Below are 24493 nucleotides of genomic sequence, written 5' to 3'. Positions count from 1 at the left end.
CATGTGGAGGAACGTCCGACCGCGCGTCGCTCACCTGTCACCGCTGGAACGGGTCCGGCTGCGCCGGGTCGCGGTGCGGTACGCGCTGCACGGCTGGCCGGTCACCCCCGGCGCCTGCCTCGCCAACAGCCGCTTCGTGTGCGGCCGGGCCGGCTGTCCCACGGTGGGCTGCCACCCGGCCCTCGAGGACTGGGAGCACGCCGCCAGCGACGACCCGGCCCGGGTGGCCACCTGGTGGCGCAGCCGCCCGCACGGCATCCTGCTGCCCACCGGGCGCGCGTTCGACGTCCTGGAGGTCGCCGCCCACCTGGGCCGGCAGGTCCTGGACGCGGTCGCCACCCATCCCGCCGGGTTCGGCGTACGCGGACCGGCGCTCGTCACCCCGACCGGGCGCTGGATGTTCCTGGTACGCCCCGGCGACCCGCTGCGGCCCGAGCTGGAGCACTGCTTCCACGTGGTCCGCCACGGACCCGGCTCGTGGATCCCGGCCCCGCCGACCCGGCTGCCCGAGGGGACGGTGCGCTGGGCGGTCGCCCCGGAGCAGGCCCGCTGGCAGCTGCCCGACTCGTACCTGGTGCAGAACGCGCTGATCGCCGCGTTACGCGCGGCCGGGGTGACGCTCGGCGCCGACCTGTTCCCCGGTCATCTCCCGCTGCCCCGCCGCGGGCGCTGACCTCCCGGCACCCGGCCGGTGCTGCCGCAACGCGTACGCCGACGCCGAGCGTTCTCCCTGGTCACGACGGGTCCGGTGACCCGGACGGGTGGCCGGCAGCGACCTCCCCGGCACCGGGCTCGTTGTTCCTGGCGAGGGCGCGTGCGCGCCAGAGCGGGGGTTTGACCATGTCCAGGGACGACGCTGCCCGCCACACCGGCGGTACCGAGCCGGCGCGGCCCCGACGCCGCCTGCACCCGTGGGCCTTCACCCGCCCCCTGGGCGTCCGCCCCGGCCGTCCTCGCCCGACGGGCTCCCGCCCCGCCATCCTCCACCGCCCCCTCCGCTGACCCCGCCTGCGTCCCTCCCCGCCTCGCTCCCCACAGCCCACCGCGCCGGGCCGACGCGTGGTCGATCATGAAGTTGGCGGTGCGACACGCCGGGCAGCGGTGCCGCCAACCTCATGATCGACGGGGCAAAGCGGGGCGGGGGCAGAGGGCAGGAGGGGCGGGATCAGGCGGGGAGGGTGGGGAGGGTTCGGGAGTGGTGTTGGTGGGCCTCGTCCGTGACCACGGCGTGCTGCCACGGGGACGGTAGGCGGTCCAGCCAGGCCAGGCCGGGTGCGCCCATCGCCACCGCGGCTGTCGCGTACGCGTCGGCCACCCCCAGATCGGGGCCTACCACCGTCACCGAGCGCAAGCCGGTCGCCGGTACGCCCCGGCGCGGGTCGACCACGTGGTGGCCGCGCTCGTACACGCCCGAGGTGGCGACCGCCATGTCGGTGCCGGTCAGCACCAGACAGGTCGCCGCCGCGTCCCACGGATGACGAACCCCGATCCGCCACGGCTCACCGGTCGCGTCGTGGCCGCGTACCCGCACGTCGCCGCCCGCGTTCACGCAGTGGTTCGGCGCGCCCGCGGCCACCAGCCGGTCCGAGGCGACCTGTGCCGCCCAGCCCTTCACGTAGCCGGACGGGTCGAGCCGCCCGGTCGCGTACGCGTCGAAGAAGCCGTCGGTGGCGGTCCACAGGTCGGCGCAGGCCGCCAGCACGGCCCGCAGGTCGGCGGAGGCGTCGGCGGCCCGCAGCTCGCCCCGGTCCAGCCGGCACACCTCGCTGTCGTCGCGGTACGTGCTGAACCGCGCGTCCACCTCGCGCAGCCAGCCGAACGTGTCCTCCGCCAGCTCGTGCAGGGCCTCCCCCGGCATGTCGTCGGCGAGGTCGAGGCTGATCGCCGTACCCATGACGTGTTCGACCCGGCGCAGGCCGCGCCGGGCGGACGGACCGGGACCGACGGCGACGCCGGCACGAGCCGGCACTGTCACGCCTTGTCCAGCGCGGCCTGCAACGACTGCTTGTACGCGGTGCTGGTGTAGGTGGCCCCGGACACGGTGCTCAGGTTCGCGCTCTGCCGGGCCACCACCTCGCCGGAGGTACCGCTGTAGCGGGCCTGCACGTCGTCGCTGCGCTGCCCGGACTGCCCGCCCAGCGGCAGTCCGATCGCGGTGGCGTCGACGATCCGGCTGCCGCTGAGCGTGATCCGAACCTGGAGCGAGCCGTACTCGTAGGTGACCGACGACCCGGTCACCGTGCGGGTGGTGGCCTTCGGCGCGCTGGTGGTGGTCCGGGGCGCGGCGGGTGCGGTGCTGGTGCTGGTGCGGGTGCCGCCCCGGCTGGCCGCGCTGCGGTCGGCGGACGGCTTCGGAGCAGGCTTCGACGAGGCGCGCGGCGACGGGGTGACGTCGCCGGGCGCGGAGCCGGTGGGCGACGGCGGCTCGGGCGCGGCCGACCCACCGGGTGCGACCGGTGCCAGCGCGGCCGGTACGTCCGGCGTGGCCTGCCCGGTGCCCGGCGCACCCTTGAGCACCACCAGTGCGGTGGTGCCGGCGGCCAGGCCGGTGATCGCGAACAGCGCGCGACGCATGGGCGGTGCCTCTCCTACAGCTCGAACGCGGTCAGGTGGATCTGGCGGCGGGGCACGCCCGCCGCCCGCAGCGCGGCGACCGCCTCGTCGACCAGGCCGCCGGGGCCGCACAGGTAGACGTCGCGGCGGGTCAGATCGGGCACCAGGCGGCGCAGCCCCTCGGGGTTCATCACCTGGCGGGGGCCGGGGTCGTCGCGGCGGCCGACGACGTACCAGACGGAGGTGTGCCGGGCCTGCGCGAGCCAGTCCAGCTCCTGGTGCAGCAGCACGTCGGCCGGGGTACGCGCCCGGTAGATCAGGGCCGCGCCCGGCGGCAGTTCCTCCAGCATCGCCCGCAACGGCGCGATGCCGCTGCCCCCGGCGATGAGCAGCGCCCGTTCCCGGGTGCGGTGCGCGGCGGTGAACGTACCGGAGGGTCCCTGCGCCCAGACCCGGGTGCCGGGCGTGAGGTCGCGCAGCTCGGCGGTGTACCCGCCGACGACCTTGACGGTGATCCGCAGCCAGCGGTCGTTCGCGGCGGCGGAGACGGAGAACGGGTGCGACTGCCACCAGCAGCCGGGGTTGAGGAAGCGCCAGCGGAAGAACTGCCCGCCGAGCAGGTCGATCTGGTTGAGCCGCTGCCCGGTCAGGTAGACCGACACGGTGTCCGGGCTCTCCGCGACCACGTCGGCGACGCGCAGCCGGTGCCGCAGGTTGAACACCAGCGGGGCGAGCATCCGGCCCCACACCAGCGCGGCCACCACCAGCAGGTACGCGGCGATCCAGCCGGTACGCACCGGGCCGGGCTCGTAGAGCTGCGCGCCGTTGCTGAACTGGTGCGCGTACCCGAGCAGCAGCGTGAGGTAGCTGGCCGCGTGCAGCAGGTGCCACAGCTCGTACGGCAGTCGGCGCCGCACGGCGCGTACCGCGGTGAACGCGACGGTGACCAGGATGCCCGCCGCGACGAACGCGGTGACCATGTCCTCGTAGTCGGTCAGCAGCGCGCCGACCTCGCCGAGCACCGTCTTGCGTTCCTGCCGGCTGTAGCCGACCACCAGCAGCGACATGTGCGTGAGCACCGCCACCAGCAGCGTCGCGCCGAGATCGCGGTGCAGGCGGGAGATCCGCTCGCCGCCGAGCGCGCGTTCCAGCACGCCGAGCCGGCTCATCATCAGCACCTGCACCAGCAGCAGGTAGCCGGCGATCAGGCCGGTGATCCGGCCGCCGGCGGTGAGCAGGTCGGCGGTGTCGGCGAGCGACCCGGCCGGGGTGTCCAGCCACCACGGCAGGACCGCGGCGACCAGGCCCAGCCAGAAGGCCACCGCGAGCGCACGCCGGCCGCCGGGTCCGCGGCGCGGACGACCCGGGGGTACGGGGGCAGCCGGACGGCCGCCGTACGGGGCGGGATGCCCGGTACGGCGGCCGGCGGCGCGGGTGTCCTGGTACGTCACGCGTAGATCTTGACCGGGGTGAACTTCTGCCGGGGGAAGACCTTGTCCACCTGGGCGGTGGTCAGGCCGAAGCGGCCCTGCGCGACGGATCCGTAGACGTTGAACATGTTGTTGTATTCCGGCACGTCGCCGCTGTCCAGCTTGTCCAGCCCGTTCCAGGTGCCGAGCAGCGAGCCGGCGAGCTTGCGGCCGGACAGCACGGTGACCACACCGCCGTGCCCGTGGTCGGTGCCGCCACCGTTCGAGCCGACCCGCCGGCCGAACTCGCTGGACACCATGATGGTCACGTCCGCCGCCTGGTCGCCCAGGTCGGTGAAGAACGCGGCCATCGCGTTCGCCAGTTCGTTGAGTCGCCGCCAGAGCTGGCCGCCCTCGCGGGTGCCCTGGTTCTCGTGCGTGTCGTAGCCACCCATGCCGACGGTGGCCACCCGCACGTTCGCGCCGCCCTTGATGAGCTGTGCGAGCTGCTTGAACGCGTTCCCGACGCCCTGGTACTGGACGCCCTCGGCGGCGGCGTACGGCTTGGCGGCGAGCTTCTGCGCGGTGGCGAGCGCGCCCATGCCCTCCTGCACCGCCTCCTCGACCGGGTGGTTGATGCCGGTGAACAGGCCACGGATGGCCTTCTCGGTGGCCGCGCGGTACTTGTCGGCGCCGTTGAGCCGCAGGTCGCCGACGCTGTTGAGGGAGATCGCGCCGTTCACGCCGACCAGCGAGCGGGGCAGCGTGCTGCCGATGCCGACGCTGCGGAACGCGGTGCCCTTGCCCAGCGAGTCGACCAGGCTGTCCAGCCAGCCCCGGCCGCCGGTCTCGCCCGGCAGGCCGCCCAGGTTGCACGCGTCGGCGGCCTGGAAGTGGCTGCGCGACAGGCGCGGGTCGGACACGGCCGGCACGAAGCCGAGCTGCCCGGCCTTGAGCCACTTGTCCAGCGGCGCGAACGCGCTGGTGAGCTTGAAGCCGCGGGCCAGCGCCAGCGAGTCGTTACCGAGCAGCAGGTCCGGGCGCGCCTTGGCGAGCACCGGGTCGTCGGCGGGGGCGACCAGGCTCAGCCCGTCCAGCCCGCCGTAGAGGAAGACGTGGATCAGCGTGCCGGTCTTGGTCGCGGCGAACGACGCCGAGGTGGTGACGAACTGCGCCGTCGCGAGCGCGGTCGCGGTCGCGGCGGCGCCGGCGACGAAGGTACGCCGGGTGACGCCCCGGCCGTCCTGCTGCGCCTCCTCGATCTCCTCCAGCCGGCGGTACCGGTCGGCCTCGGCCGCGTTCTCGGCCGCGACGATGTCCGCCTCCGCGCGCAGCAGCGCCTCGGCCGGGTTGTCGGCCAGCCGCCGCAGGTCGGGGCACTCGGGGTGCAGGGGGTACGGGTTCACGGTCATCTCCATCGAATGCCTCACCGGAGGTGGTGCTGGGGGGACGCGAGGATCGTCCGCGCGACAGCGGCGATGGCCCCGTTGAAGGTGGCGTCGACCTTGGCGGTCTCGGACACACCGGCCACGGCGAGCACGAGCTTCTTCTCCTTGGCGCTGAGCTTCTGCTGCACCAGCCGCTGGGCGAGCGCGTCCACGTACGCCCCGGCGGTGGCCGGCGGCTTCGCCACCAGCTTCTCCGGCTTGACGAAGGTGAACTGCTTGCGGTAGCCGGCGAGCAGGTCGCCGGCCTCGTTCCAGCCGTCGATCATGGTGCCGGCGGAGGTCCAGGCCAGGAAGACGTCGGCGTAGCCGTCCGGGGTGGGCTTGCCCATCGGGTACTGGCCGAGTTCGCGCATCTTGTCCTGGATCTGCCGCAGGCCCTGCGCGAACGGGGTACGCCGGTTGTCGCCGGAGTAGTCCGGCGCCGCGTCCGGCGAGACGCCGAGTGCCCGGTACGTGGCGACCAGGTACTCCATCGGGCGGCGAACCTTCTGCCCGACCGCGGCCCAGAACTCCGAGGAGCTGAACAGCGTCGCCAGCACCGGCCGGATCTGGCCCTTGTTCGTGGTGTAAGCCTTGGCGAGCCGGTCCACCACGGACTTCGGCGGGGTGTCGGAGACGAAGCGGGTGGCGAGGTTCTGTGCCACGTACCGCGCGGTCGACGGGTGCATCGCGATGTAGCGGATGTACGAGTCGATGACCTTGTCGGCAGCCACCGGGTCGTCGGAGTTGTTGGCGTGGCTGAACCCGAGGATCTTCACCTTGCCGAGGTAGTGCCGCTCGGCGAAGAACTTGTACTTGCCGTCGGCGACACCGCGTCCGGTCTGGAGCAGCGCGGCCTGGCGGACGTCCTTCTCGGTGTAGCCGCCGTCGACGCCGACCGAGTACAGCTCCAGGTTCTCCCGGGCCAGGTTCTCGTTGACCGCGTCCTTACGCGAGTCGACCTGGTTCAGGTAGAGCAGCAGCGCCGGGTGCTTGTTCGCGGCGACGAGCATCTCCGGGTAGCTGCCGAGCGCGTGCTTGCGGATGACGTCCCGGTCGAACGCGTTGCGGTAGTTCTCCCCGCCGTCGAAGTCGGCGGCGACGTGCAGGAAGTCGTTCCAGAAGTCGACCATCACCTCGAACAGCTGGCGGTCGGACCAGATCTGCCGGGCGATGGTGGCATCCACCGTCTCCCGGGCCGGGTCGACGCCCTTCTCGTTGAGCTGCTCGCGCTGGTCGCGAAGCTGCGTCGGGCTGAGCTTGAGCGACTGCAGCTCGCTCAGCTTCAGCTCGGCCTTGGTCGGGGCGATCTTCTCCGGCTGGAGCTGCTCACGCAGCCAGTCGTCGATGCCGACGCGCTTGACCTCCGCCATCATCTTCTGCGTCGGACCGAAGGTGGTCCGGGTCAGCAGGTGCCGGATCGGGTCCTTGGCGAGCACGGTCTTGACCGTCACCTTGGTCGCCGCGGCGGCTTCCGCCGGGCTGCCGTAGAGCCGGCCACCGGACGGCGCGTTGCGCTTGAGCGCCTCGCCGGCCCGGGAGCCCATGTAGCTCTCGTTCTGCTCGGTGTAGGTGCGTACCGTGCTGGGCTGCTGGCCGCTGGGCCGGGCCGCGTTGCCGTCGGTGGTCACCGTGCCGGTGGCGTCACCGGCCGGGGCGTCACTGAACAGACCGCGCACCTGCGGGGACATGGCCAGGGCGGCGCCACCGGCGACCACCACGGCGCCGCCGAGGGTGGCGAGCGCCCGGCGCCGGCCCCGCTTCGGGGCCTCCTCGCCGTCGTCGTCCAGGTCGGGCAGTCCGCCGCCGGGCGGCGGGCCGTACCCGCCGGCGGGCTGGGCGTAGCCACCGGGCTGGGGGTAGCCGGCGGGGGCCGGCGTGGCGGGGGCGAAGCCGTTCGGCCCGACCCACTGCGGGCCCTGAGCGGGGTGGGCGCCGGGGTGCGGCGCGGCGTGCGGGTCGCGGTACCCGTCCGGATGGGGGTGCTGGTATCCGTCCCAGCCGCGGTCGTCCCGGGGACGACGCGGTGGCACGTTCAGGTCGGCCATGTACCTATCCCGTTTTCTTCGAGCGCCGGCACGCCTGCCACCCGGGGGGTCGGGTGAGCGCAGGGGCGGCGACGGTTGCCGGAGAAGTTGCCTACGGGAAAGTAGCCATGCCGCCCCGGCCGCTCAAGACGCGTCGGACGCGCTCGTGAGCGCACTTAAGACGGTGCTCAAGCCCGCCGGGGAGGGCCCGTCGCGGCGGCGGGGACGCGGCGGCCTCCGGAGCAGGGCCGACCCGGGCGCACACCGCCCGGATGCGAGGTTTCGCCCCCCGGCGACGCCGCCGGGGGCGTTCACCGCCTCACCAAAACTTAAGGTACGGATAAGCCTGCGCTGAGAACGTCGTCCCGCCCGTCCGGTCCGCCGAAACAGCAGCAGCAGCGGCGCGTGACCGCCCTCCGATCCGGGTATGCCGCCGAACCGCTGAAGCCGTGAGGGGAAGGCACCGCCATGCTCAGCCAAGAGGATCAGCGCAGGTTCGAACTCATCACCCGTCAACTGCGGGAGAGTGATCCACGGTTCTTCGCCCGGCTGGACAGCCGGATCAAGGGCCGCCGGGGCCGGTACATGATGCTGTTGACGATCGTGCTGTGGGCCTCGCTGCCGGCGATGACAGTGCTCGTCGGACGGCTGGCCGGGGCGATCTGCGCGGTGGTGCTCGTCGCCAACGCCGCAGTGATGTGGCGTTTTCGCCGCCGCCTCCTTTAGGTGTAAGGAAGGGCCCCTTCTTAACGCATTCGGTAGAGGAAGGGCCCCCTCTTAACGCTCGCCCGCGGCTTCGCCGCCGCTGAACTCCCTGGGGGAGGCGGCTTCGCCGCCAGCGAACTCCCGGTACGCCCGGCGCAGCCGCTCGGCCAGGCCCGGCCCGCCGACTGCGGCCCCGGGTGGCCCGAGCTGGCGCAGCAGCAGCTCCGGGCCGGTGGCGAGCGTGGGCGGCCGGTCCGGCAACGCCACCGGCGCCAGCCAGAACCGGTCCAGCTCGTCGTCCGGCTCCACCGCCGGCAACCCGGCCAGGGCACGCGCCGCGCCGACCACCGGCACCGCGCTCGACGCGGCCGGCTCCGGCCGGGCACCCGGAACCGGTCCCGCTCCCGCGCCGCCGGTTCGGCCCACACCGCCGGTTCGGCCCACGTCGCCGGTTCGGCCCACGTCGCCGGTTCGGCCCATGCCGCCGGTTGCGCCCGCACCACCGGTTGCGCACGCGCCGCCGGTGCCGCTCGTGCCGCCCGCACCGCCGGTTCTGCCCGCACCGCCGCCTCCGCCCGCGCCCCGAGCGTCAGCGCTCCGGGCGTCGGCGCCGCGGAGCGTACGCAGCCGGTCCAGCAGTTCGGCGCGGGACCGGCCACGCCAGTGCAGCAGGTGGAACGGGTCGGCGTCGAACGCCTCGGCGAGCAGGTAGAACGTGGCCGCCAGGTGTTTGCACGGCACCGCGAAGTCGGGGCAGCCGCACCGCTGGTCGAGTTCGTCGATCTCGGCCGGGAACAGCGGCGCGCCCGCGTCGGTGAACAGCTCCTCCAGTTCGGCCGGCAGGTCACCGGCGAGCAGCCGGGCGCTGAAGAAGGCCTGCCCGGCCAGCTCGGCCTCGATCCGCCGCCACGTCTTCTCCGGGTACGCGGCCAGCCCGATCCGCACCGGGTAGGGCCGTGGCCGGGAGCCCTGCACCTCGGCGGTGACCTCACCCGGCGACACGTCCAGCCGGAGCACCTGGCCCCGGCGCGCGTACGCCCGGCCACGGGTGAGCCGGGAGCCGAGCGCGAACGACTCCAGCACCTCCACGAACCGCCGGGACCACCAGGACTGCCCGATCGCACCCCGGGTGCTGCGTGCCCGCAACCCGCCCTCGACCCGCAGCGGCGGACCGTACTCGTCAAAACCGGGGCTCACTCGACCACCGCCCCGGACTCCAGGGTGAACAGGTCGCGCAGCGTCTCGGTGGACAGTTCGGTGACCCACTGCTCGCCGCTGCCCACCACCGACCGGGCGAGGCTGCGCTTGTCGGCGATCATCGCGGCCACCTTCTCCTCGACGGTGCCGGCGCAGACGAACTTGCGTACCTGCACGCGGCGGCGCTGTCCGATGCGGAACGCCCGGTCGGTGGCCTGGTCCTCGACGGCCGGGTTCCACCACCGGTCCACGTGCACCACGTGGTTGGCGGCGGTCAGGGTCAGCCCGGTGCCGCCGGCCTTGAGCGACAGGACGAACAGCGGCGGCCCCTGCGGCGTCTGGAACCGGGTCACCATGGCGTCCCGTTCGGCCTTGCCGACGCCGCCGTGCAACAGCAGCACCTCCCGGCCCGTACGCGCCGACAGGTGCCCGCGCAGCATGCCGCCGAACTCGGCGTACTGGGTGAACAGCAGCGCCTTCTCCTCCGCCGCGAGCACCTCGTCGACGATCTCGTCGAGGCGTTCCAGCTTGCCGGACCGGCCGTCCAGCGCGGATCCGTCGTGCAGTAGCTGGGCGGGGTGGTTGCAGACCTGCTTGAGCCGGGTCATGGTGGCCAGCACCAGTCCGCGCCGCTCGATCCCGTCGCTGGACTCGATCTTCGCCATCATGTCGTCCACCACGGCCTGGTAGAGCGCGGCCTGCTCGGCGGTGAGGTTGCAGACCACCTCCATCTCCAGCTTCTCCGGCAGGTCGGTGATGATCGTCGGGTCGGTCTTGAGGCGGCGCAGCACGAACGGGCCGGTGATCCGGCGCAGCCGCTCGGCGACCTCGGCGTCGCCGTGCCGCTCGATCGGTTCGGCGAAGCGCTTGCGGAACGTCGCGGCCGGTCCGAGCAGCCCCGGATTCGCGAACTGCATGATCGACCAGAGGTCGGCGAGCCGGTTCTCCACCGGCGTACCGGTGACCGCAACCCGGTGCCGCGCTGGCAGTGACCGGACCGCCTCGGCCTGCCGGGTGGCGGCGTTCTTGATCGCCTGCGCCTCGTCCACCACCACCCGGTGCCAGTCGACGCCGGCCAGCTCGAACGCGTCCCGGGCCGCCACCGAGTACGTGGTGAGCACCAGGTCCGCCTCCCCCACCGCGGTGGCGAAGCCCTCGCCCCGGGCGCGCTCGGCGCCGTGGTGCACGTGCACCCGCAGCCCGGGCGCGAACTTCGCCGCCTCGCGCTGCCAGTTGCCGACGAGCGACATCGGGCAGACCAGCAGCGTGGGCCCGGCTTCCGGCGGGTCGCCGGCGAGCAGCGCGAGCAGTTGCACGGTCTTGCCCAGGCCCATGTCGTCGGCGAGGATCCCGCCGAGCCCGAGCGACTGGAGGAACGCCAGCCAGGCCAGCCCGCGCCGCTGGTACGGCCGCAGCGTCCCGGTGAAGCCCGGCGGCGGGTCGGCCGGGGTGAGCCGCCGCTCCGCCTCACCGGCGAGCAGTTCGCCCAGTGCCCCGTCGGCGACCACGTCCAGCACCGGCAGTTCACCGGCGCTGTCGTCACCGGACAGTCCCATCCGGAGCAGGTCGGCCACGGTCAGCTCGCCGGAGGAGCGCAGCAGCTTCAGCCCGGCCTCCAGCCGCTGCGGGTCCAGCTCGACCCACCGGCCGCGCAGCCGGACCAGGGGCGACTTCAGGTCGGCCAGCGACGCCAGTTCCTCGGCGGTCAGCGGCTGGTCGCCGAGCGCCAGCTCCCAGCGGTAGTCGACGAGCGCGTCCAGACCCAGCTTCCCGGCGGTGGTGGCCACCGCACCGGGCGCGGTACGGCTGCGCGCCCGCAGCCGCGCGCCGAGCCGGGACGAGGAGCGCCGCCACCAGGACGGCAGCAGCACCCCGAACCCGGCCGCGTGCAGCACGGGCGCGCCCTCGCGCAGGAACCGGTGTGCGCCCTCGGCGTCCAGCTCCATGCCCTCGGGCGCGGCGGTGCGCAGCGCGGCGTCCACCTCGGGCCACAGCCGGCTGGCCCGGCCCAGCTCGGCCAGGAGCGTCTCCTGCGGCTCCACGCCCCGGGCGGCGAGCGCCGGTGCGGGCCGCTGCCAGATGTGCGCGGCGTCGACCACGAGTCCCGGCTCGTCGGCCGGGTGCAGGCCGAACTCGACCCGCCAGACGGCGTCCTCGACCAGTTCGGCGACCGGGTCGACGGCCGGCTCGACCAGGCGGAACGTGGCCCGTACCGCGCCGCCCGCCGCGTCGCGCTGCCAGGCGTCCAGTTCGTCGCGCAGCGTCGCCAGCGCGTCCGGCTCGGCCGGGAAGGCGCGCTCCGGTCCGGTGAGCGCGGCCAGCCAGCGCGGCACCGCGCCGACGGGGCGCATCCCCCGGTGCAGCCGGGTGTCGCCCAGCGCCACCCGGGCGGCGGCGTCGACGAGCCCGTCGAGCGCCTCCGCGACCAGCTCACCGGCCCCGATGTCGTCGGCCCGCCCGGCCCACGCGTCGTCCGCCGGACCGCTCGGCCCGCTTCGCGGTGCACTCCCTCCCGGCGAGCGCCCGGCGCCGCCGCCCGTCCGGGCATCAGCCGGCCCCGAGACGATCGCCGCGCCGCCGATGGCCGCGGCCGAAACCTCGGGCCGCCATTCCCGGCCGGCGCGGGCCGCCGGGGGCAACGCCGTCGCCAGGTCGCGCGCCCAGCCCGCGTCGGTGCCGGTGAGCAGCGGCCGCCAGAGCGCCCACCCGGTCGCCACGTCGTCCGCCCGCACAGCCCGCAACGGCCGCCCGGCCCCCGAAACCACCGGTGAGCGCCGCGCCGAGGTCCGCCCGCCGGTCGCGGCCGACCCTGCGCCGGGCACACCACCGGGGTACGCCTCGAGCACGCCGGGCAGCAACCGGCCGCGTACGACCAGGTCGGCGGCGAAGTCGGCCAGCTCGCACAGGTGCCGCAGGCTCGCCCCGACCGGGCCCGGCATCGGCGCGCGCAGCAGCGCGTACGCGTCGTCCGGGGCGTACCCCAGGGCGGGCGCCCGCCACCCGGCGCGGGTGACCGGGCCGCGGACCGGTTCCCCGACGGTGGCCCGGACCAGTTCCGGCGAGTCCAGCGGCGAGCCGGCGCGGGTCGGCAGGCTCAGCAGCACGGAGATCGGCTCACCGGGGAGGCCGTCGAGCGCGGCGGCGAGCGTGGTGTGGTCGGCGGCGAACGGGTGCGGGCGCTCGCGCGGGACGCGGCCGGGACGGCGGGGCGCGCGGGCCGGGAGCGTGCTGTCCTCGGCCCACAGGGCGAGCCCGGCGCCGGGCAGCCACAACCCGTGGATGACCAGCACTGCTCCCCCTCGCCGACGCCCGGGGCCGGAAGACGGCACCCGGGGAGCCAGGATAGGCCGCCGGGCGCCGCTATCGTCGGCGCCATGGTCGACCTTCTCGTGATCGGCGGGCTCGGCGTGGACGTCCGGGTCCAGGTGCCCGCGCTGCCGCCGCCCGTCGCCGACTCGCTGCTGGTGCCGCCGATCGACATGCGGATCGGCAACACCGGGGCCGGGGTGGCGCTGGCCGCGCACGCGCTCGGCCTGCGGGTGGCGCTCGTCGACGTGCTCGGTGCCGACGCGGCCGGTGACGTGGTGCGGGCGGCGCTGGCGCGTACCTCGATCCGGACGACGCTCGCCGACGCGCCGGCCGGTACCCGCCGCTCGGTGAACATGGTCGACCCGGCGGGGCGGCGGATGTCGCTGCACGACCCGCGTCCCTGGTCGGGGCCGGCGCCGTTCAGGGACGCAGAGCTGGCCGCGCTCGTGGCCGAGGCGACCCACGTCCACCTGTCGATCATGGATTGGGCCCGGGACTCGCTGGGGGTGCTGCGCGCCGCCACGTCGGTCTCCACCGACCTGCACGACTGGGACGGCGAGAACGACTACCACCGCCCGTTCGCCCGGATCGCCGACCTGGTCTTCGTCAGCGACACGCGGCTCGGCGAGCGGGCCGCGAAGGAGGCGGCCGAGCTGGCGCCGCGCACGGTGCTTGTCACCGGCGGGGCGGCGGGCGCGACGCTGCACACGCCCGGCGCGCCGCCGACGCACGTGCCCGCCGCCACCCCGCCGGGGCCGATCGTGGACACCAACGGCGCCGGGGACGCCTTCGCCGCCGGGGTGATCGCCGCCCGGCTGCGCGGCGCGGACGTCCTCGACGCGGCCCGGTACGCCGCCCGGGTGGCCGCCGCCGCCTGCACGCACGACGGGATGGAGTACCCGGACGGGCTGCTGCCCCGCGACTGAGGCGTCAGATCGCGCCGGTCTCGCCGTCGGTCAGCTCACGCAGGATGTCGGCGTGCCCGGCGTGCCGGGCGGTCTCCTCGATCAGGTGCACCAGCACCCAGCGCAGCGACACCTCGCCGAGTTGCGGATGCGGCACCACGTGGTCGAGGTCGAACCGGGCGGCGACCCGGCGGGACTCGTCGCAGGCCGCCTCGTACGCGGCGGCGAGCGTCTCGACCGTCTCGCCGGCGCGCAGCGTGAAGCTGGCGTCGGCGTCGGCCTGGGAGGTGAGGTAGACGTCGCCCGGCTCGGGGGCGAACAGGCGGCGGAACCAGTTGCCCTCGACCAGGGCCAGGTGCTTGAGCAGCCCGGCCAGGGTGGTCAGTGAGGGCACCAGCCGCCGGCCGGCGTCGGCGTCGGTCAGGCCGCGCACCTTGCGCAGCACGTTGGCGCGATGCAGGTCGAGGAACGCGTCGAGGATTGCCCGTTCGCCGCCCGTGCGGGCGAGGACCGGACCGAGTGTCGGATCGATCGTCGGGTGCGCCATTTCCGGACCCTAGTACGCGGTGTGTCCGGTCCGCTGCCCCGCGTGATCCCCTGCGCGGGCGGGCCGGCCGGGGCAGGATGGGCGCATGGCTTCCACGGTGCAGATCCCTCTGGTGGGCGGTACGGCCGACGGCGAGACCGTCACCGTCGAGCTGGACGTCAACGGCCGCCCGCCGCTGACCCACCACCACCTCGGGTCGCAGGGACTCGCGGAGGCGCAGATCTACGAGCTGGAGTCGGACGACCAGCCGGGCCGGGAGTGGGTCTACTCCTGGCGCGGCCCGGCGGTCTGACGGCCCGGCTCACACCGCGGGCGTCAGCGTGCGGGCCCGAATGCTGTCCAGCACGCTGCGGGTCACCTGGGAGGTGCCGCGCGCCTGCTCGCAGACCTCCGCGACCCGGCGTGCGGTCGCGTCGGCCCGGGCCGCCCGCTCGTCCCACAGCCGGTCCACCTCGGCCAGCAACGGGCCCTCCACCTCCCGTTCCACGCCGCGCAGCGCCGGCACACCGAGCCGCTGGGCCAGGTCGAAGACCTTTCCGGCGTACGGCAGCGGCAGGAACGGCGTGCCCATCATGGCCGCGAAGATCAGGAAGTGCAGGCGCATGCCGACCGCGAGGTCGAAGTGGCGCATCAGCCCGAGGATCTGCGCCGGGCGGTAGTCGCCGTGCAGGATGCGGCCCCGGTCGGCGGCGGTCATGTGCGACAGCACGCCGTGGGAGTGCCGGATGTCGTCGCGTTCCATCGGCACGAACAGCACGTGCGCGTCGATCCGGTGCACCAGGAAATCACCGATCTGGGCGAGCAGGCGGTGGTAGCCGTCCACGTCGAGCCGTTCGGCGGCCCGGCCCGGCTCGCGCACGCTGAGCCCGACCAGCCGGGAGCCGGCCGGTACGCCCTCCTCGCGCAGCCACTGCTGGGGGAACTCCTCCGGTTCGAGCAGGAACGCCGGGTCGGCGGTGACGGTGATCGGGTTCACCAGGCCCGCCTCCTCCAGCACCATCCGGGACTCCTGGTCGCGGACTGTCACCTCGACGGCCTGCGCCAGGGTTTCACGCACCATGCCGCTGTCCAGCGTGTCGGTGAGCGGGCCGACCCCGACCGCGTACGTGATCAGCGGCAGCCCGCGCTCCTGGGCGACCCGGACCACCCGCAGGTAGCGCCGGGCCTCCTTGTCGTAGAGGATCCCGCCGCCGCCGAGGATGAGCAGGTCGAGCTGGTTGAGCACCGGGGACGAGTCGACGCGGCTGACGCCCTCCCACGGCACCGCCTCGACCTCGGGGTGGGCCAGCGCGGTGTGCGCCGGGTTGCGGGAGAAGACGATGATCCGGGCGTTTGGCTCGTGGCGGCGCAGATCGTCCAGGAGACCCGTGAGGATCGCCTCGTCGCCGAGGTTGCGACCGCCGTAGGAGCCGAGCACGCCGATGGTCAGTCCGGTGCGTTCCCTCATCCGTTGCTCCTTCCCAGGGGCGTCCGCGCCAGCGTTCCCGCTGGCTGCCCCGGGTTAACGCACGGCGAGGAGGCTCAACCGGTGGTGCCGCCGACCAGACGGGAGACGAGGTCCGAGACCACCTGATCGGTGTCGAACCCGGCGTCGATCGAGGTGGTGAGCAGGTCGAGCAGGAGCCCGTCGACCGCGTAGTGCAGCAGCGCCACCTCGTACGCCCCGCCTGGCAGTCCGGCGGCGGTGTGGTGGGCGACGTCGTCGGCGTACCCCTGGCGCAGCACGCCGCCGAGCGCGGCCCGCAGCTCCGGGCGGCGCGCGGCCTCCAGCCGAAGCTCGAACAGCGCCCGGGTGAGGCCCGGCTCGCGGGTGGTGCGCGCGACGATGTCGCGCAGGTAGTCGGTCATCAGCGCGAGCGACGGCTCGCGGCGGCCGAGGTCGGCCAGGACGGCCGGGTCGGGGGCGATCCGGTCGAAGATGCGTTCGGCCAGGCCGGCGAGCAGGGCCGCGCGGGACGGGAAGTAGTTCGAGGTGGTGCCGGTGGGCACACCCGCCTCGGCGTCGACCGCCCGGTGGGTCAGCCCGCGCGCGCCCGCGTCGGCGAGGATCCGCAGGCCGGCGTCGGCGAGCAGGGTACGGCGTTCCGGATTCCTGGCCACGCGAACACACTAGCAACAACCACGACAGGTGTTGTAGATTCGCCATCGAACCACGACAGCCGTCGTGGATCACCTCGGACATCGGAGCCGGTTTGCGCAAGCTCGTCTACTTCGTCGCCAGCACCCTCGACGGCTTCATCGCCGCGCCCGACGGGTCGTTCGACTTCCTCCCCCTCACGCCCGACCTGGCGCCCCACCTGGCGGCCGAGTGGCCCCAGACGCTGCCCACGTTCGCCCACGCCCAGCTCGGCATCGACTCCCCGCCCGCCGGTCGCTTCGACACCGTGCTGATGGGCCGCGGCAGCTACGAGCCGGGCCTGCAGCTCGGCGTCACCAGCCCCTACGCCCACCTCGAGCAGTACGTGTTCAGCCGCTCGCTGCCCCCTGCCGACTACCCGGACGTGCACGTCGTCGACGGCGACCCGGTGGCCCTCGTCCGCGAGCTGAAGACCCGCCCCGGGCGCGACATCTGGCTCTGCGGCGGCGGCCGGCTCGCCGGTCAGCTCCTCGACGAGATCGACGAGATGGTGGTCAAGCTCAACCCGGTGGTCGTCGGCAGCGGCATCAAACTCGTCGACAGCGGCTTCGATCCGCGGCGCCTCACGCTCACCTCGGCGCGCCCGTTCGACGCCGGCGTGGTCGTCCTGCACTACACGCGCAACGGTTAACCCGGTTGCCCCGGCGGCGGGCGGCACGCACCGTGGAGCGGTGACGAAGACCCGGCTGCACTGGCACGAGCTGCCCCCGCACGTCCGCGACGGCGTCGAAGCAGTCCTCGGCGACCGGGTGGCGGCCGCGCAGTCCCAGCCGGGCGGCTTCTCCCCCGGCACCGCCGACCGCGTCCGTACCGCAGGCGGTGGCCGGGCCTTCGTCAAGGCGGTCAGCCCGGCGCAGAACGACCGCAGCCCCACCCTGCACCGCGCCGAGGCCCGGATCGCCGACGCCCTGCCGCCGGACGCGCCCGCACCCCGGCTGCTCGGCAGCTACGACGACGGCGAGTGGATCGCGCTGGTCTTCGCCGACGTGGAGGGCCGGCACCCGGTCACCCCGTGGCGGGCCGACGAACTGGCCGCCGTGCTGTCCACGCTGGAGACGATGGCCGCCGCGCTCACCCCGGCGCCCGCCGTCGCGCCCACCCCCACCGCCGCCGAACGGCTCGCACACGACTTCGGCGGCTGGCGGCGCCTCGCCGCCGACCCGCCGACCGACCTCGACCCGTGGGCCCGGTCCCACCTGCCCGAGCTGTGCGCCGCCGCCGAGCGAGGGCTGGCCGCGCTCGACGGCGACACGCTCTGTCACGTCGACGTGCGCGCCGACAACCTGCTGCTCGGCCCGGACGGGTCGGTCACCGTTGTCGACTGGCCCTGGGCCTGCCGGGGACCGGCCTGGTTGGACACCCTGCTCACCGTCGTCAACGTGCAGGTGTACGGCGGACACGACCCCGACGCGCTGCTGGCCGCCCGGCGACTGACCGCCGACGTCGACCCGGCCGACCTGACCGGGGTGCTGGCCGGACTCACCGGGTTCTTCCTCGACGGCGCCCGCCAGCCCCCGCCACCCGGCATCCCCACGGTGCGGGCCTTCCAGCGCCTACAGGGCGAGTCCCTGCTCCCGTGGCTGACCCACCGCCTGAAGCCCTGAACGCCCCGCCCTGGCCCGGTCCGGCCCCGCCCCGGCCCGGCCCGGCCCGGCGACGCTTCTATAGGTGGGCCGGTTCCGGGAGGGGTTGGTATCGGTAGGGTTCGACGTCGGTGATCGACGAGTGACTCATGCAAGATCTGGCCACCGCAGAAGGGTGTGCCGTGAAGCGCGACCTGTCCTCGTGGGTTGCCGGCGTCGGCCCGGCCCACCTTGCTGGCCTGATCAGAAGCCTGTCCGCGATTGGTGTCGCGTGACTCATCACAGATGTGCCGCCGGGTGATCGTCTCCCGGGCCGACGCCGTCCGAACGTCGTCCCGTGCAAGGGAGAACCGTCCGTGCCTTCCATCCTGGCAGATCGTCTGGCCGGCCGTGTTGACGCGGTCATCGGTGTGGATACCCATACCGATACGCACACCGCCGCGGTGACCACCCCGGTCGGGACAGTGCTGGCCGAGATCACCGTGCCGGCCACCGCCGACGGCGCCGCTGTTCTGCTGGCCTGGGCCGGGCGGCAGACGACCGGGCTGGGAACGGGCCGGCGGGCCTGGGCCCTGGACGGCGCCCGGTGTCACGGGGTCGGCCTGCTGCGTGTCCTGCGCGCCGCGGGTGAGGACGTCCTGGAAGCACCCAAACCCGCTGCCGGACGCCGTCGGCGAGGCGGCAAGTCCGACGCGTTGGACGCCGTGCACGCCGCTCGCGCGGTGCTGGCCGCCGACCACGTCGCCACGCCCCGCGCCGACGGCGACCGGGAAGCCCTGCGCCTGCTGCACGTCTGCCGCCGCCACTACAGCGACACCCGCACCGCCACCATCAACCTGTTCAAATCGCTGATCCTCACCGCCGACGACGATCTACGCACACAGATGCGCGGACTGAACACCCTGCGGCAGGTCCAACACGCCACCACCCTCACCACCGGCACCGGCAGCGGCAGCGGACTTGACCGACTGCGCCGCACTCAACTGGCAGCCCTGGCCGAGCAGATCCTGACCCTCGAGAAGCTCCTGAAAGCCAACCTCGCCGAGATCCGCACCCTGGTCGACAAGCTCTGCCCCACCCTGCTCGACCAACCCGGGATCGGCCCCGTCACCGCCGCGATCGCACTGACCGCCTGGTCACACCCCGGCCGGTTCCGCAACGAAGCCGCCTTCGCCTCACTCGCCGGCGCCAGCCCCGTCCCCGCCAACTCCGGACGCACCATCCGCCACCGCCTCAACCGAGGCGGCGACCGCACCCTCAACGCCGCCCTACACACCATCGCGAAAACCCGCCAACGATGCCACCAACCCACCAAGGACTACGTCGAACGCCGCACCACCGAAGGCCGCACCCCAGCCGAAATCACCCGCAGCCTCAAACGCTACATAGCCCGCCAAATCTGGCGCACCCTCGAAACCAACGCTTGACAAACACCTTCACAGATCTTGCAGTTTCGGCCCCTGGGATGCACCTTTGGCGCGCTTTGTCAGGGCCGGAAGCGCAAGATCAACGCGCTCAAGGGAGGCTGAACGCGCGGCGGTGCGCGGCGCGCGGGCTCACCCGGCAGTGGGGACTCCGAGGGGGTCGGCGAACAAGGGTGAGAAGCCCAGTTCGGCGGCGCCGATCAGGGTCGCGTCGTAGCCGAGCGCGGACACCCGCAGTTGGGCCTTGTCGCGGGAGATGGGCAGCACGTTCGCGGCGATCCGGCTGCGGACGTGACCGGCGCAGACCGGGAAGACCTCGCTGAGCGTGCCCCCGAAGATCACCACGCCCGGGTTGAACAGGTTGATCACGTTCGCCACGCCGATGCCCAGCCAGTCACCGATGTGCCGCAGCGCCTCCTGCGCTGCCGGTTCCCCCTGAGCGGCGGCGGCGACCACCGCGCGTACCGCCTCGCGCCCCTTCTCCTGCGCCGGGCGGCCCGCGACGTCGAGCAGCGCCCGCTCACCGACCTCGGCCTCCAGACACCCGCGCGAGCCGCAGCCGCAGGCCCGCCCCTGGTACGGGTTCACGAGCATGTGCCCGACCTCGGAGGCGTACCCGCCGTCGCCGTCGAGCAGTTCCCCGCCCACGATGATCCCGCCGCCGACACCCACGTCACCGTGCAGGTAGACGAGGTTCTGCACGCCGACACCGGCCCCGCGCTGATGCTCGGCCAGCGCGCCCAGGTGCGCCTCGTTGCCGACCAGGACAGGGAGGCCCAGGTCCAGCCGCCCGGCCAGCTCGGCGCCGAACGCCTGGTCCACCCACCCCATGTCCGGTCCGAACCGGACCATCCCGTCCCCCGGCCGGATCATGCCGCAGTAGGAGGCGCCGACGCCCACGCACACCGACCCGGGTGGCGCGGCGTGGTGCAGCGCCCGCCCGAAGTCGGCGAGCACCGAGACCACCGAGTCGAGGTCGGCACCGGCCCGCGGCCGTTCCGCCTCCAGCCGCGCCGAGATCACCCCGCCGAGCCCGACACGGGCGGCCACGAGCCGGTCCACGGCGATGTCGAACGCGAGGACGTAGACGGTGTCGGAGGAGGGACGCACCACACGCGACGGACGCCCGGCCCGCCCGCTGCCACCGGCCGCCACCTCCCGGACCAGGCCGGCCGCCGCCAGTTCCGCGGTGAGCGCCATGACGGTGCTGCGGTTGACGCCCATCCACTCGGCCAGCTCGACGCGCGTGACCGGACCGGTCAGGTGGACGCGCCGCAGCACCGCGCCGAGGTTGAGCCGGCGGCTGTCCCCCTGCGCGTGCCGGTCCGCTGCCAGACCTTTCAGCATCGACCACTCCGTCGGATGGCGACTGGCTCTCCGATACCGAGGATAGTTGGCACACATCGACAGCAGCCAGCGCTGAGGCGCCCACCGGACTGCCGACGCACGAGTGGAACGCCACGGGTGTCTCCCGGCCCGGGAGACACCCGTGCTGGTCCGGTGACCGCTACTCGGTTTCGCGGACCGGGCTCTGCGGCACCACCATGACCGGCCGGTGGGCGCGGTGCAGCGTGGCCATGGCGACGCTGCCGAGCAGGATCTTGCGCACCGCCGTGCGGCCGCGCGAGCCGACCACGACCAGGCTCGCCTTGCGCTCGGTGGCGACGGCGGAGAGCGCGTCGGCCACCGCGCGGCCGGGCGCGCCGCCGCCGGCGCGTACGCGCACTGTCGTCACCCCGTCGACCGTCTCCGGCGCGTCCCCCTCGTCGCCGTCGACGGCGGCCAGGACGATCTCGCGCTCCGGGAAGAGGCGACGGGCGGCGGCGAGCGCGGCCTCGGATCCGGCGGAGGCGTCCCAGCCGACCACGACCGGCCCGGCGGCGAGCGCGTCGTACTCGTCGGTCAGCAGCGGGTGCGGCACGACCAGTACGGGACGCGGGCTGTAGTGCACGGCCATGTCGGAGACGGAGCCGAGCACGGCGCGGGCGCCGCCGAGGCCCCGCGACCCGAGCAGCAGCACGTCGGCCTGCTTCTCGTCGGCCAGCTCGGCGAGCCGGAGTCCTTCGCCGCCGTAGCTGCGGCACACGAGCGGCTCGGCGTCCCAGCCGGCGGCGCGGCCCAGCATCACGCCGACGGCCGTCATCCGGTCGGCCTCCCGGCTGCCCTCGCGCTCGATCGCCTCGACGAACACGTTGATGTTGCGGGTGCCGGTCCAGAGCCGCTTGCGGAGTTCCTCGCTGGCGAAGGGAGGCGTCCACAGATGCCCGATCCACGCGTGCGCGCCGGGGAACAGCAGCGCGCCCACCTCGATGGCGGCGCTAGCGGCCGGAGATCCGTCGTAACCCACCACCACTTGCCTGCTGTGCTCGTCGCTCACCGCACCCAACCTCTCTCACCGACGACATCTCACAAGATCGTATCCGGGTCCAGTCCGGGTCCGAGCCGGATCATCCGCCACGGAATCATCGGTACGCTGGGCGAATGAGCACCCCGGACCTGTCGTACCTCCTCGACCACACCAGCCACGTGTTGCGTACCCGGGTGGCGGCGGCGCTCGCCGAGATCGGGCTGACCGCACGGATGCACTGCGTGCTCGCGCACGCGCTGCCCGAGGAGCGTACGCAGATCCAGCTCGCCGAGATGGGCGACATGGACAAGACGACGATGGTCGTCACGGTGGACGCGCTGGAGCGGGCCGGGCTGGCCGAGCGGCGTCCGGCCCGTACGGACCGGCGGGCGCGGATCATCGCGGTGACCGAGGAGGGTGCCCGGGTCGCCGCGCGCAGCCAGGAGATCGTCGACCGGGTGCACGCCGAGACGCTCGCGAGCCTGCCGGACGACGAGCGGGAAGTCTTCCTGCGCGCGCTGCGGCGCCTGGCCGGCGGACACCTGGCCACGCCGGTGCAGAGTCCGAAGCCGGCACGCCGAGCCCGCCAATAGTCTCAGAATAGATTGTCTGTAACGGAACTATCCGTTACGGTCTCTCCTGTCGCACCTCTCGACAGGAGGACTCCATGTCCGCTCCCCGCTCGCGACGGCTCGCCCTCGGCGTGCTCGCCACCGGCGCCCTGATGACCATCCTCGACGGCAGCATCGTCACCGTGGCGATGCCGGCCATCCAGCGCGACCTGCGCTTCTCCCCGACCGGCCTGAGCTGGGTGGTCAACGCGTACCTGATCGCGTTCGGCAGCCTGCTCCTGCTCGCCGGACGGCTCGGCGACCTGATCGGGCGCCGGGCGATGTTCCTCGGCGGCACCGCGCTGTTCACCGCCGCGTCGGTGCTGGCCGGGCTCGCCGGGAACAGCGCCACGCTCGTCGCGGCCCGCTTCCTCCAGGGCGTCGGCAGCGCGGCGGCCACCGCGGTGAGCCTCGGCATCCTGGTCACGCTCTTTCCCGACGCGGCCGAGCGGGCGCGGGCGTTCGCCGTGTTCGCGTTCACCGGCGCCGCCGGGGCGGCCATCGGCCAGGTCGCCGGCGGCCTGCTCACCGACGCGCTGGGCTGGCACTGGATCTTCCTGATCAACCTGCCGATCGGCCTGGCCACGATCGCGCTCGCGGTCCGCACGCTGCCCGCCGACCGGGGCCTGGGCCTGGCCGCCGGGGCCGACGTGGCGGGCGCGCTGCTGGTCACCGCCGGGCTCGTGCTCGGCATCTACACGGTGGTCACGATCGAGCGGTACGGCGCGACGTCGGCGCACACGCTCGGTCTCGGCGCGCTCGCCGCCGCGCTGGTCGCCGGGTTCGTGGTCCGGCAGGCCACCGCGCGCCGCCCGCTCATGCCGCTGCGGCTGCTGCGCTCGCGCGGCGTCGCCGTGGCGAACGTGGTCCAGATCCTCACCGTGGCCGCGACGTTCGCGTTCCAGGTCCTCGTCACGCTCTACCTCCAGCAGGTGCTCGGCTACGACGCCACGCGCACCGGGCTGGCGCTGCTCCCGGCGGCAGCCGTCATCGGCGCGGTGTCGCTCGGCGTCTCGGCCCGGCTCAACGCCCGCTTCGGCGAGCGGGTCGTGCTGATCGCCGGGCTCGTGCTGCTCGCCGCCATGTTCGCGCTGCTGGCCCGGGTGCCGGTGGACGGCCGCTACCTGCGCGACGTGCTCCCGGTGATGCTGCTCGCCGGCGGGTTCGGGCTGGTGCTGCCGGCGCTCACCGCGCTCGGCATGTCCGCCGCCCGCGTCGAGGACGCCGGTCTCGCCTCCGGGCTGTTCAACACCACCCAGCAGCTCGGCATGGCGTTCGGCGTCGCGGTGCTGTCCACGTTGGCCGCCGCCCGGACGGCGGACCGGGTCGCGCTCGGCGACGACCGGGCCGCCGCGCTGACCAGTGGCTTCCACGCGGCATTCGCGGTCGGCGCGGGGCTCGTGGTGGTCGCCGTCGTGCTCGCGTACGCGCTGCTGCGCCCGCAGGCGACGGCGCGCGCCGACGCCCCGGCGCTCGTGGGGTGAGTCAGCCGGGTGCGCGCGCCGGGTGGGTGAGGAACGGCAGCACCGCCGCCGGCAGCGCGGGCGAGGCCACCACGTCGTAGTGGGTGAGCCCGGGCAGCACGGCGAGCCGGGACGCGGGACGGCCGGCGCCGTCGCCGCCCGCGTCCCGGTGGCCGCCGCCGAGCAGGCCGAAGAACTCCGCCGCGTGGCTCACCGGGATCTCGTCCGCGTCGGCGAAGACCAGCAGCACCGGCATCGGCAGCGCGGCAACCTCGGCGGACCAGTCGTACTCCCGGCGCAGCAGTTCCCCGCTGCGGGCCCAGAGCAGGGGCCAGTCCTGCGGGCGGGGCGCGACCCGCGCGTACCGCTCGTACGGCGGGGTGCCGCGCATGCGCTCGGCGGCGCGCTCGTCGTGTGCGGACATCGCGGCCAGCGTCTCCGGGTACCAGCCGCGCCGCCGCACAGGCGTGGAGACGAGCACCAGGCGGCGGACCAGGGCGGGGTGCTGGATCGCGGTACGCAGGGCCACCGCGCCGCCGAGCGAGTAGCCGAGCACGTCGGCGTGCGGCAGACCGAGGTGGCGCAGCAGCCCGGCCACGTCGTCGGCCATCGACTCGTACCGCAGTGGCCGGTCCAGACCGCCGGTGCGGCCGTGGCCGCGCAGGTCGACGGCGATCAGCCGGCGGCGGGCGGCCAGCGCCGGCCGGACCGGCGCGAACGTCTCCGTCGACCCGTAGCCGCCGTGCAGCAGGACCAGCGGCCGGCCGGCGCCGTGCTCCTCGTACCAGATCCACAGCCCGCCGACGTCCGCATAGGTCACCTGCCGATCGTCGCGCCGCCGGCGCCGCC

At 74.1% G+C, this 24493-nt stretch carries 22 protein-coding genes; 9 read left to right on the top strand and 13 right to left on the bottom strand.

The window, feature by feature from the left end:
* Position 1 precedes the first annotated feature (1 nt).
* Positions 2–673 (top strand): bifunctional DNA primase/polymerase, encoded by a 672-nt coding sequence (locus O7604_RS17190; protein WP_269704745.1) that lies wholly within the window; start codon positions 2–4, stop codon positions 671–673.
* Between the two features lie 492 nt (positions 674–1165).
* Here O7604_RS17190 and O7604_RS17185 read toward each other — a convergent pair whose 3' ends face one another.
* The 5 genes from O7604_RS17185 to O7604_RS17165 all read right to left on the bottom strand — a co-directional run bounded on the left by O7604_RS17185 (position 1166) and on the right by O7604_RS17165 (position 7437).
* Positions 1166–1894: an FAD:protein FMN transferase gene (locus tag O7604_RS17185; protein WP_269707036.1), complete on the bottom strand. Its 729-nt coding sequence runs from the start codon at positions 1892–1894 to the stop codon at positions 1166–1168.
* Between the two features lie 77 nt (positions 1895–1971).
* Complete coding sequence (locus O7604_RS17180) at positions 1972–2574, bottom strand: FMN-binding protein (RefSeq protein ID WP_269704744.1); 603 nt, start codon at positions 2572–2574, stop codon at positions 1972–1974.
* Positions 2575–2588: 14 nt separating this feature from the next.
* Positions 2589–4004 (bottom strand): ferric reductase-like transmembrane domain-containing protein, encoded by a 1416-nt coding sequence (locus O7604_RS17175; protein WP_269704743.1) that lies wholly within the window; start codon positions 4002–4004, stop codon positions 2589–2591.
* Positions 4001–5374: a DUF1501 domain-containing protein gene (locus O7604_RS17170; RefSeq protein WP_269707035.1), complete on the bottom strand. Its 1374-nt coding sequence runs from the start codon at positions 5372–5374 to the stop codon at positions 4001–4003. The genes O7604_RS17175 and O7604_RS17170 overlap by 4 nt, the downstream gene beginning before the upstream one ends.
* Positions 5375–5388: 14 nt before the next feature.
* Entirely contained in the window at positions 5389–7437 is a 2049-nt protein-coding gene (locus O7604_RS17165) for a DUF1800 domain-containing protein (RefSeq protein WP_269704742.1), read from the bottom strand.
* Between the two features lie 447 nt (positions 7438–7884).
* Between O7604_RS17165 and O7604_RS17160 the strand changes: the two genes are divergently transcribed.
* Positions 7885–8142 carry a DUF3040 domain-containing protein gene (locus O7604_RS17160; protein WP_269704741.1) on the top strand — a complete coding sequence of 86 codons (258 nt, stop codon included), beginning with the start codon at positions 7885–7887 and terminating at the stop codon, positions 8140–8142.
* Between the two features lie 51 nt (positions 8143–8193).
* Here O7604_RS17160 and O7604_RS17155 read toward each other — a convergent pair whose 3' ends face one another.
* Entirely contained in the window at positions 8194–9318 is a 1125-nt protein-coding gene (locus O7604_RS17155; RefSeq protein ID WP_281577098.1) for an SWIM zinc finger family protein, read from the bottom strand.
* Positions 9315–12608, bottom strand: coding sequence for a DEAD/DEAH box helicase (locus O7604_RS17150; RefSeq protein WP_281577097.1), 3294 nt, complete (start codon positions 12606–12608; stop codon positions 9315–9317). The genes O7604_RS17155 and O7604_RS17150 overlap by 4 nt, the downstream gene beginning before the upstream one ends.
* A gap of 84 nt (positions 12609–12692) precedes the next feature.
* Here O7604_RS17150 and O7604_RS17145 point away from each other — a divergent pair, with 84 nt between their 5' ends.
* Complete coding sequence (locus O7604_RS17145; RefSeq protein WP_281577096.1) at positions 12693–13553, top strand: carbohydrate kinase family protein; 861 nt, start codon at positions 12693–12695, stop codon at positions 13551–13553.
* A 4-nt stretch (positions 13554–13557) separates the two neighbouring features.
* Here the strand turns inward: O7604_RS17145 and O7604_RS17140 are convergent, their stop codons facing one another.
* Positions 13558–14079 carry a DinB family protein gene (locus tag O7604_RS17140; protein WP_269704737.1) on the bottom strand — a complete coding sequence of 174 codons (522 nt, stop codon included), beginning with the start codon at positions 14077–14079 and terminating at the stop codon, positions 13558–13560.
* A gap of 85 nt (positions 14080–14164) precedes the next feature.
* On the opposite strand from O7604_RS17140, the gene O7604_RS17135 reads away from it, so the two are divergent.
* A complete protein-coding gene (locus O7604_RS17135) occupies positions 14165–14371 on the top strand; it encodes a hypothetical protein (RefSeq protein WP_269704736.1) in 207 nt (68 codons plus the stop codon).
* A gap of 9 nt (positions 14372–14380) precedes the next feature.
* On the opposite strand, the gene O7604_RS17130 is transcribed toward O7604_RS17135, so the two are convergent.
* Positions 14381–15526 carry a polysaccharide pyruvyl transferase family protein gene (locus O7604_RS17130; protein WP_269704735.1) on the bottom strand — a complete coding sequence of 382 codons (1146 nt, stop codon included), beginning with the start codon at positions 15524–15526 and terminating at the stop codon, positions 14381–14383.
* Positions 15527–15600: 74 nt separating this feature from the next.
* Positions 15601–16179 (bottom strand): TetR/AcrR family transcriptional regulator, encoded by a 579-nt coding sequence (locus O7604_RS17125; protein ID WP_281577095.1) that lies wholly within the window; start codon positions 16177–16179, stop codon positions 15601–15603.
* Between the two features lie 92 nt (positions 16180–16271).
* Between O7604_RS17125 and O7604_RS17120 the strand changes: the two genes are divergently transcribed.
* The 3 genes from O7604_RS17120 to O7604_RS17110 all read left to right on the top strand — a co-directional run bounded on the left by O7604_RS17120 (position 16272) and on the right by O7604_RS17110 (position 19226).
* The gene (locus O7604_RS17120; RefSeq protein WP_281577094.1) at positions 16272–16847 is read left to right on the top strand and encodes a dihydrofolate reductase family protein; all 576 of its coding nucleotides are present in this window, start codon (positions 16272–16274) and stop codon (positions 16845–16847) included.
* A 40-nt stretch (positions 16848–16887) separates the two neighbouring features.
* Positions 16888–17820 (top strand): aminoglycoside phosphotransferase family protein, encoded by a 933-nt coding sequence (locus tag O7604_RS17115; protein WP_281577093.1) that lies wholly within the window; start codon positions 16888–16890, stop codon positions 17818–17820.
* Positions 17821–18155: 335 nt separating this feature from the next.
* Complete coding sequence (locus tag O7604_RS17110; protein WP_281577092.1) at positions 18156–19226, top strand: IS110 family transposase; 1071 nt, start codon at positions 18156–18158, stop codon at positions 19224–19226.
* A gap of 129 nt (positions 19227–19355) precedes the next feature.
* Here the strand turns inward: O7604_RS17110 and O7604_RS17105 are convergent, their stop codons facing one another.
* Positions 19356–20570 (bottom strand): ROK family transcriptional regulator, encoded by a 1215-nt coding sequence (locus tag O7604_RS17105; RefSeq protein ID WP_269704731.1) that lies wholly within the window; start codon positions 20568–20570, stop codon positions 19356–19358.
* 160 nt (positions 20571–20730) lie between these two features.
* Positions 20731–21600 carry a universal stress protein gene (locus O7604_RS17100; RefSeq protein WP_269704730.1) on the bottom strand — a complete coding sequence of 290 codons (870 nt, stop codon included), beginning with the start codon at positions 21598–21600 and terminating at the stop codon, positions 20731–20733.
* A 104-nt stretch (positions 21601–21704) separates the two neighbouring features.
* Between O7604_RS17100 and O7604_RS17095 the strand changes: the two genes are divergently transcribed.
* Together O7604_RS17095 and O7604_RS17090 are read left to right on the top strand one after the other, a co-directional pair.
* The gene (locus O7604_RS17095) at positions 21705–22163 is read left to right on the top strand and encodes a MarR family winged helix-turn-helix transcriptional regulator (RefSeq protein ID WP_269704729.1); all 459 of its coding nucleotides are present in this window, start codon (positions 21705–21707) and stop codon (positions 22161–22163) included.
* Positions 22164–22237: 74 nt separating this feature from the next.
* A complete protein-coding gene (locus O7604_RS17090) occupies positions 22238–23665 on the top strand; it encodes an MFS transporter (protein WP_269704728.1) in 1428 nt (475 codons plus the stop codon).
* Between the two features lies 1 nt (position 23666).
* On the opposite strand, the gene O7604_RS17085 is transcribed toward O7604_RS17090, so the two are convergent.
* The gene (locus tag O7604_RS17085) at positions 23667–24464 is read right to left on the bottom strand and encodes an alpha/beta fold hydrolase (RefSeq protein ID WP_269704727.1); all 798 of its coding nucleotides are present in this window, start codon (positions 24462–24464) and stop codon (positions 23667–23669) included.
* Positions 24465–24493: the final 29 nt, after the last annotated feature.

The organism is Micromonospora sp. WMMA1947, assembly GCF_027497355.1.
GTDB lineage: Bacteria > Actinomycetota > Actinomycetes > Mycobacteriales > Micromonosporaceae > Micromonospora.
This window is presented reverse-complemented; position numbering and strand designations above follow the sequence as displayed.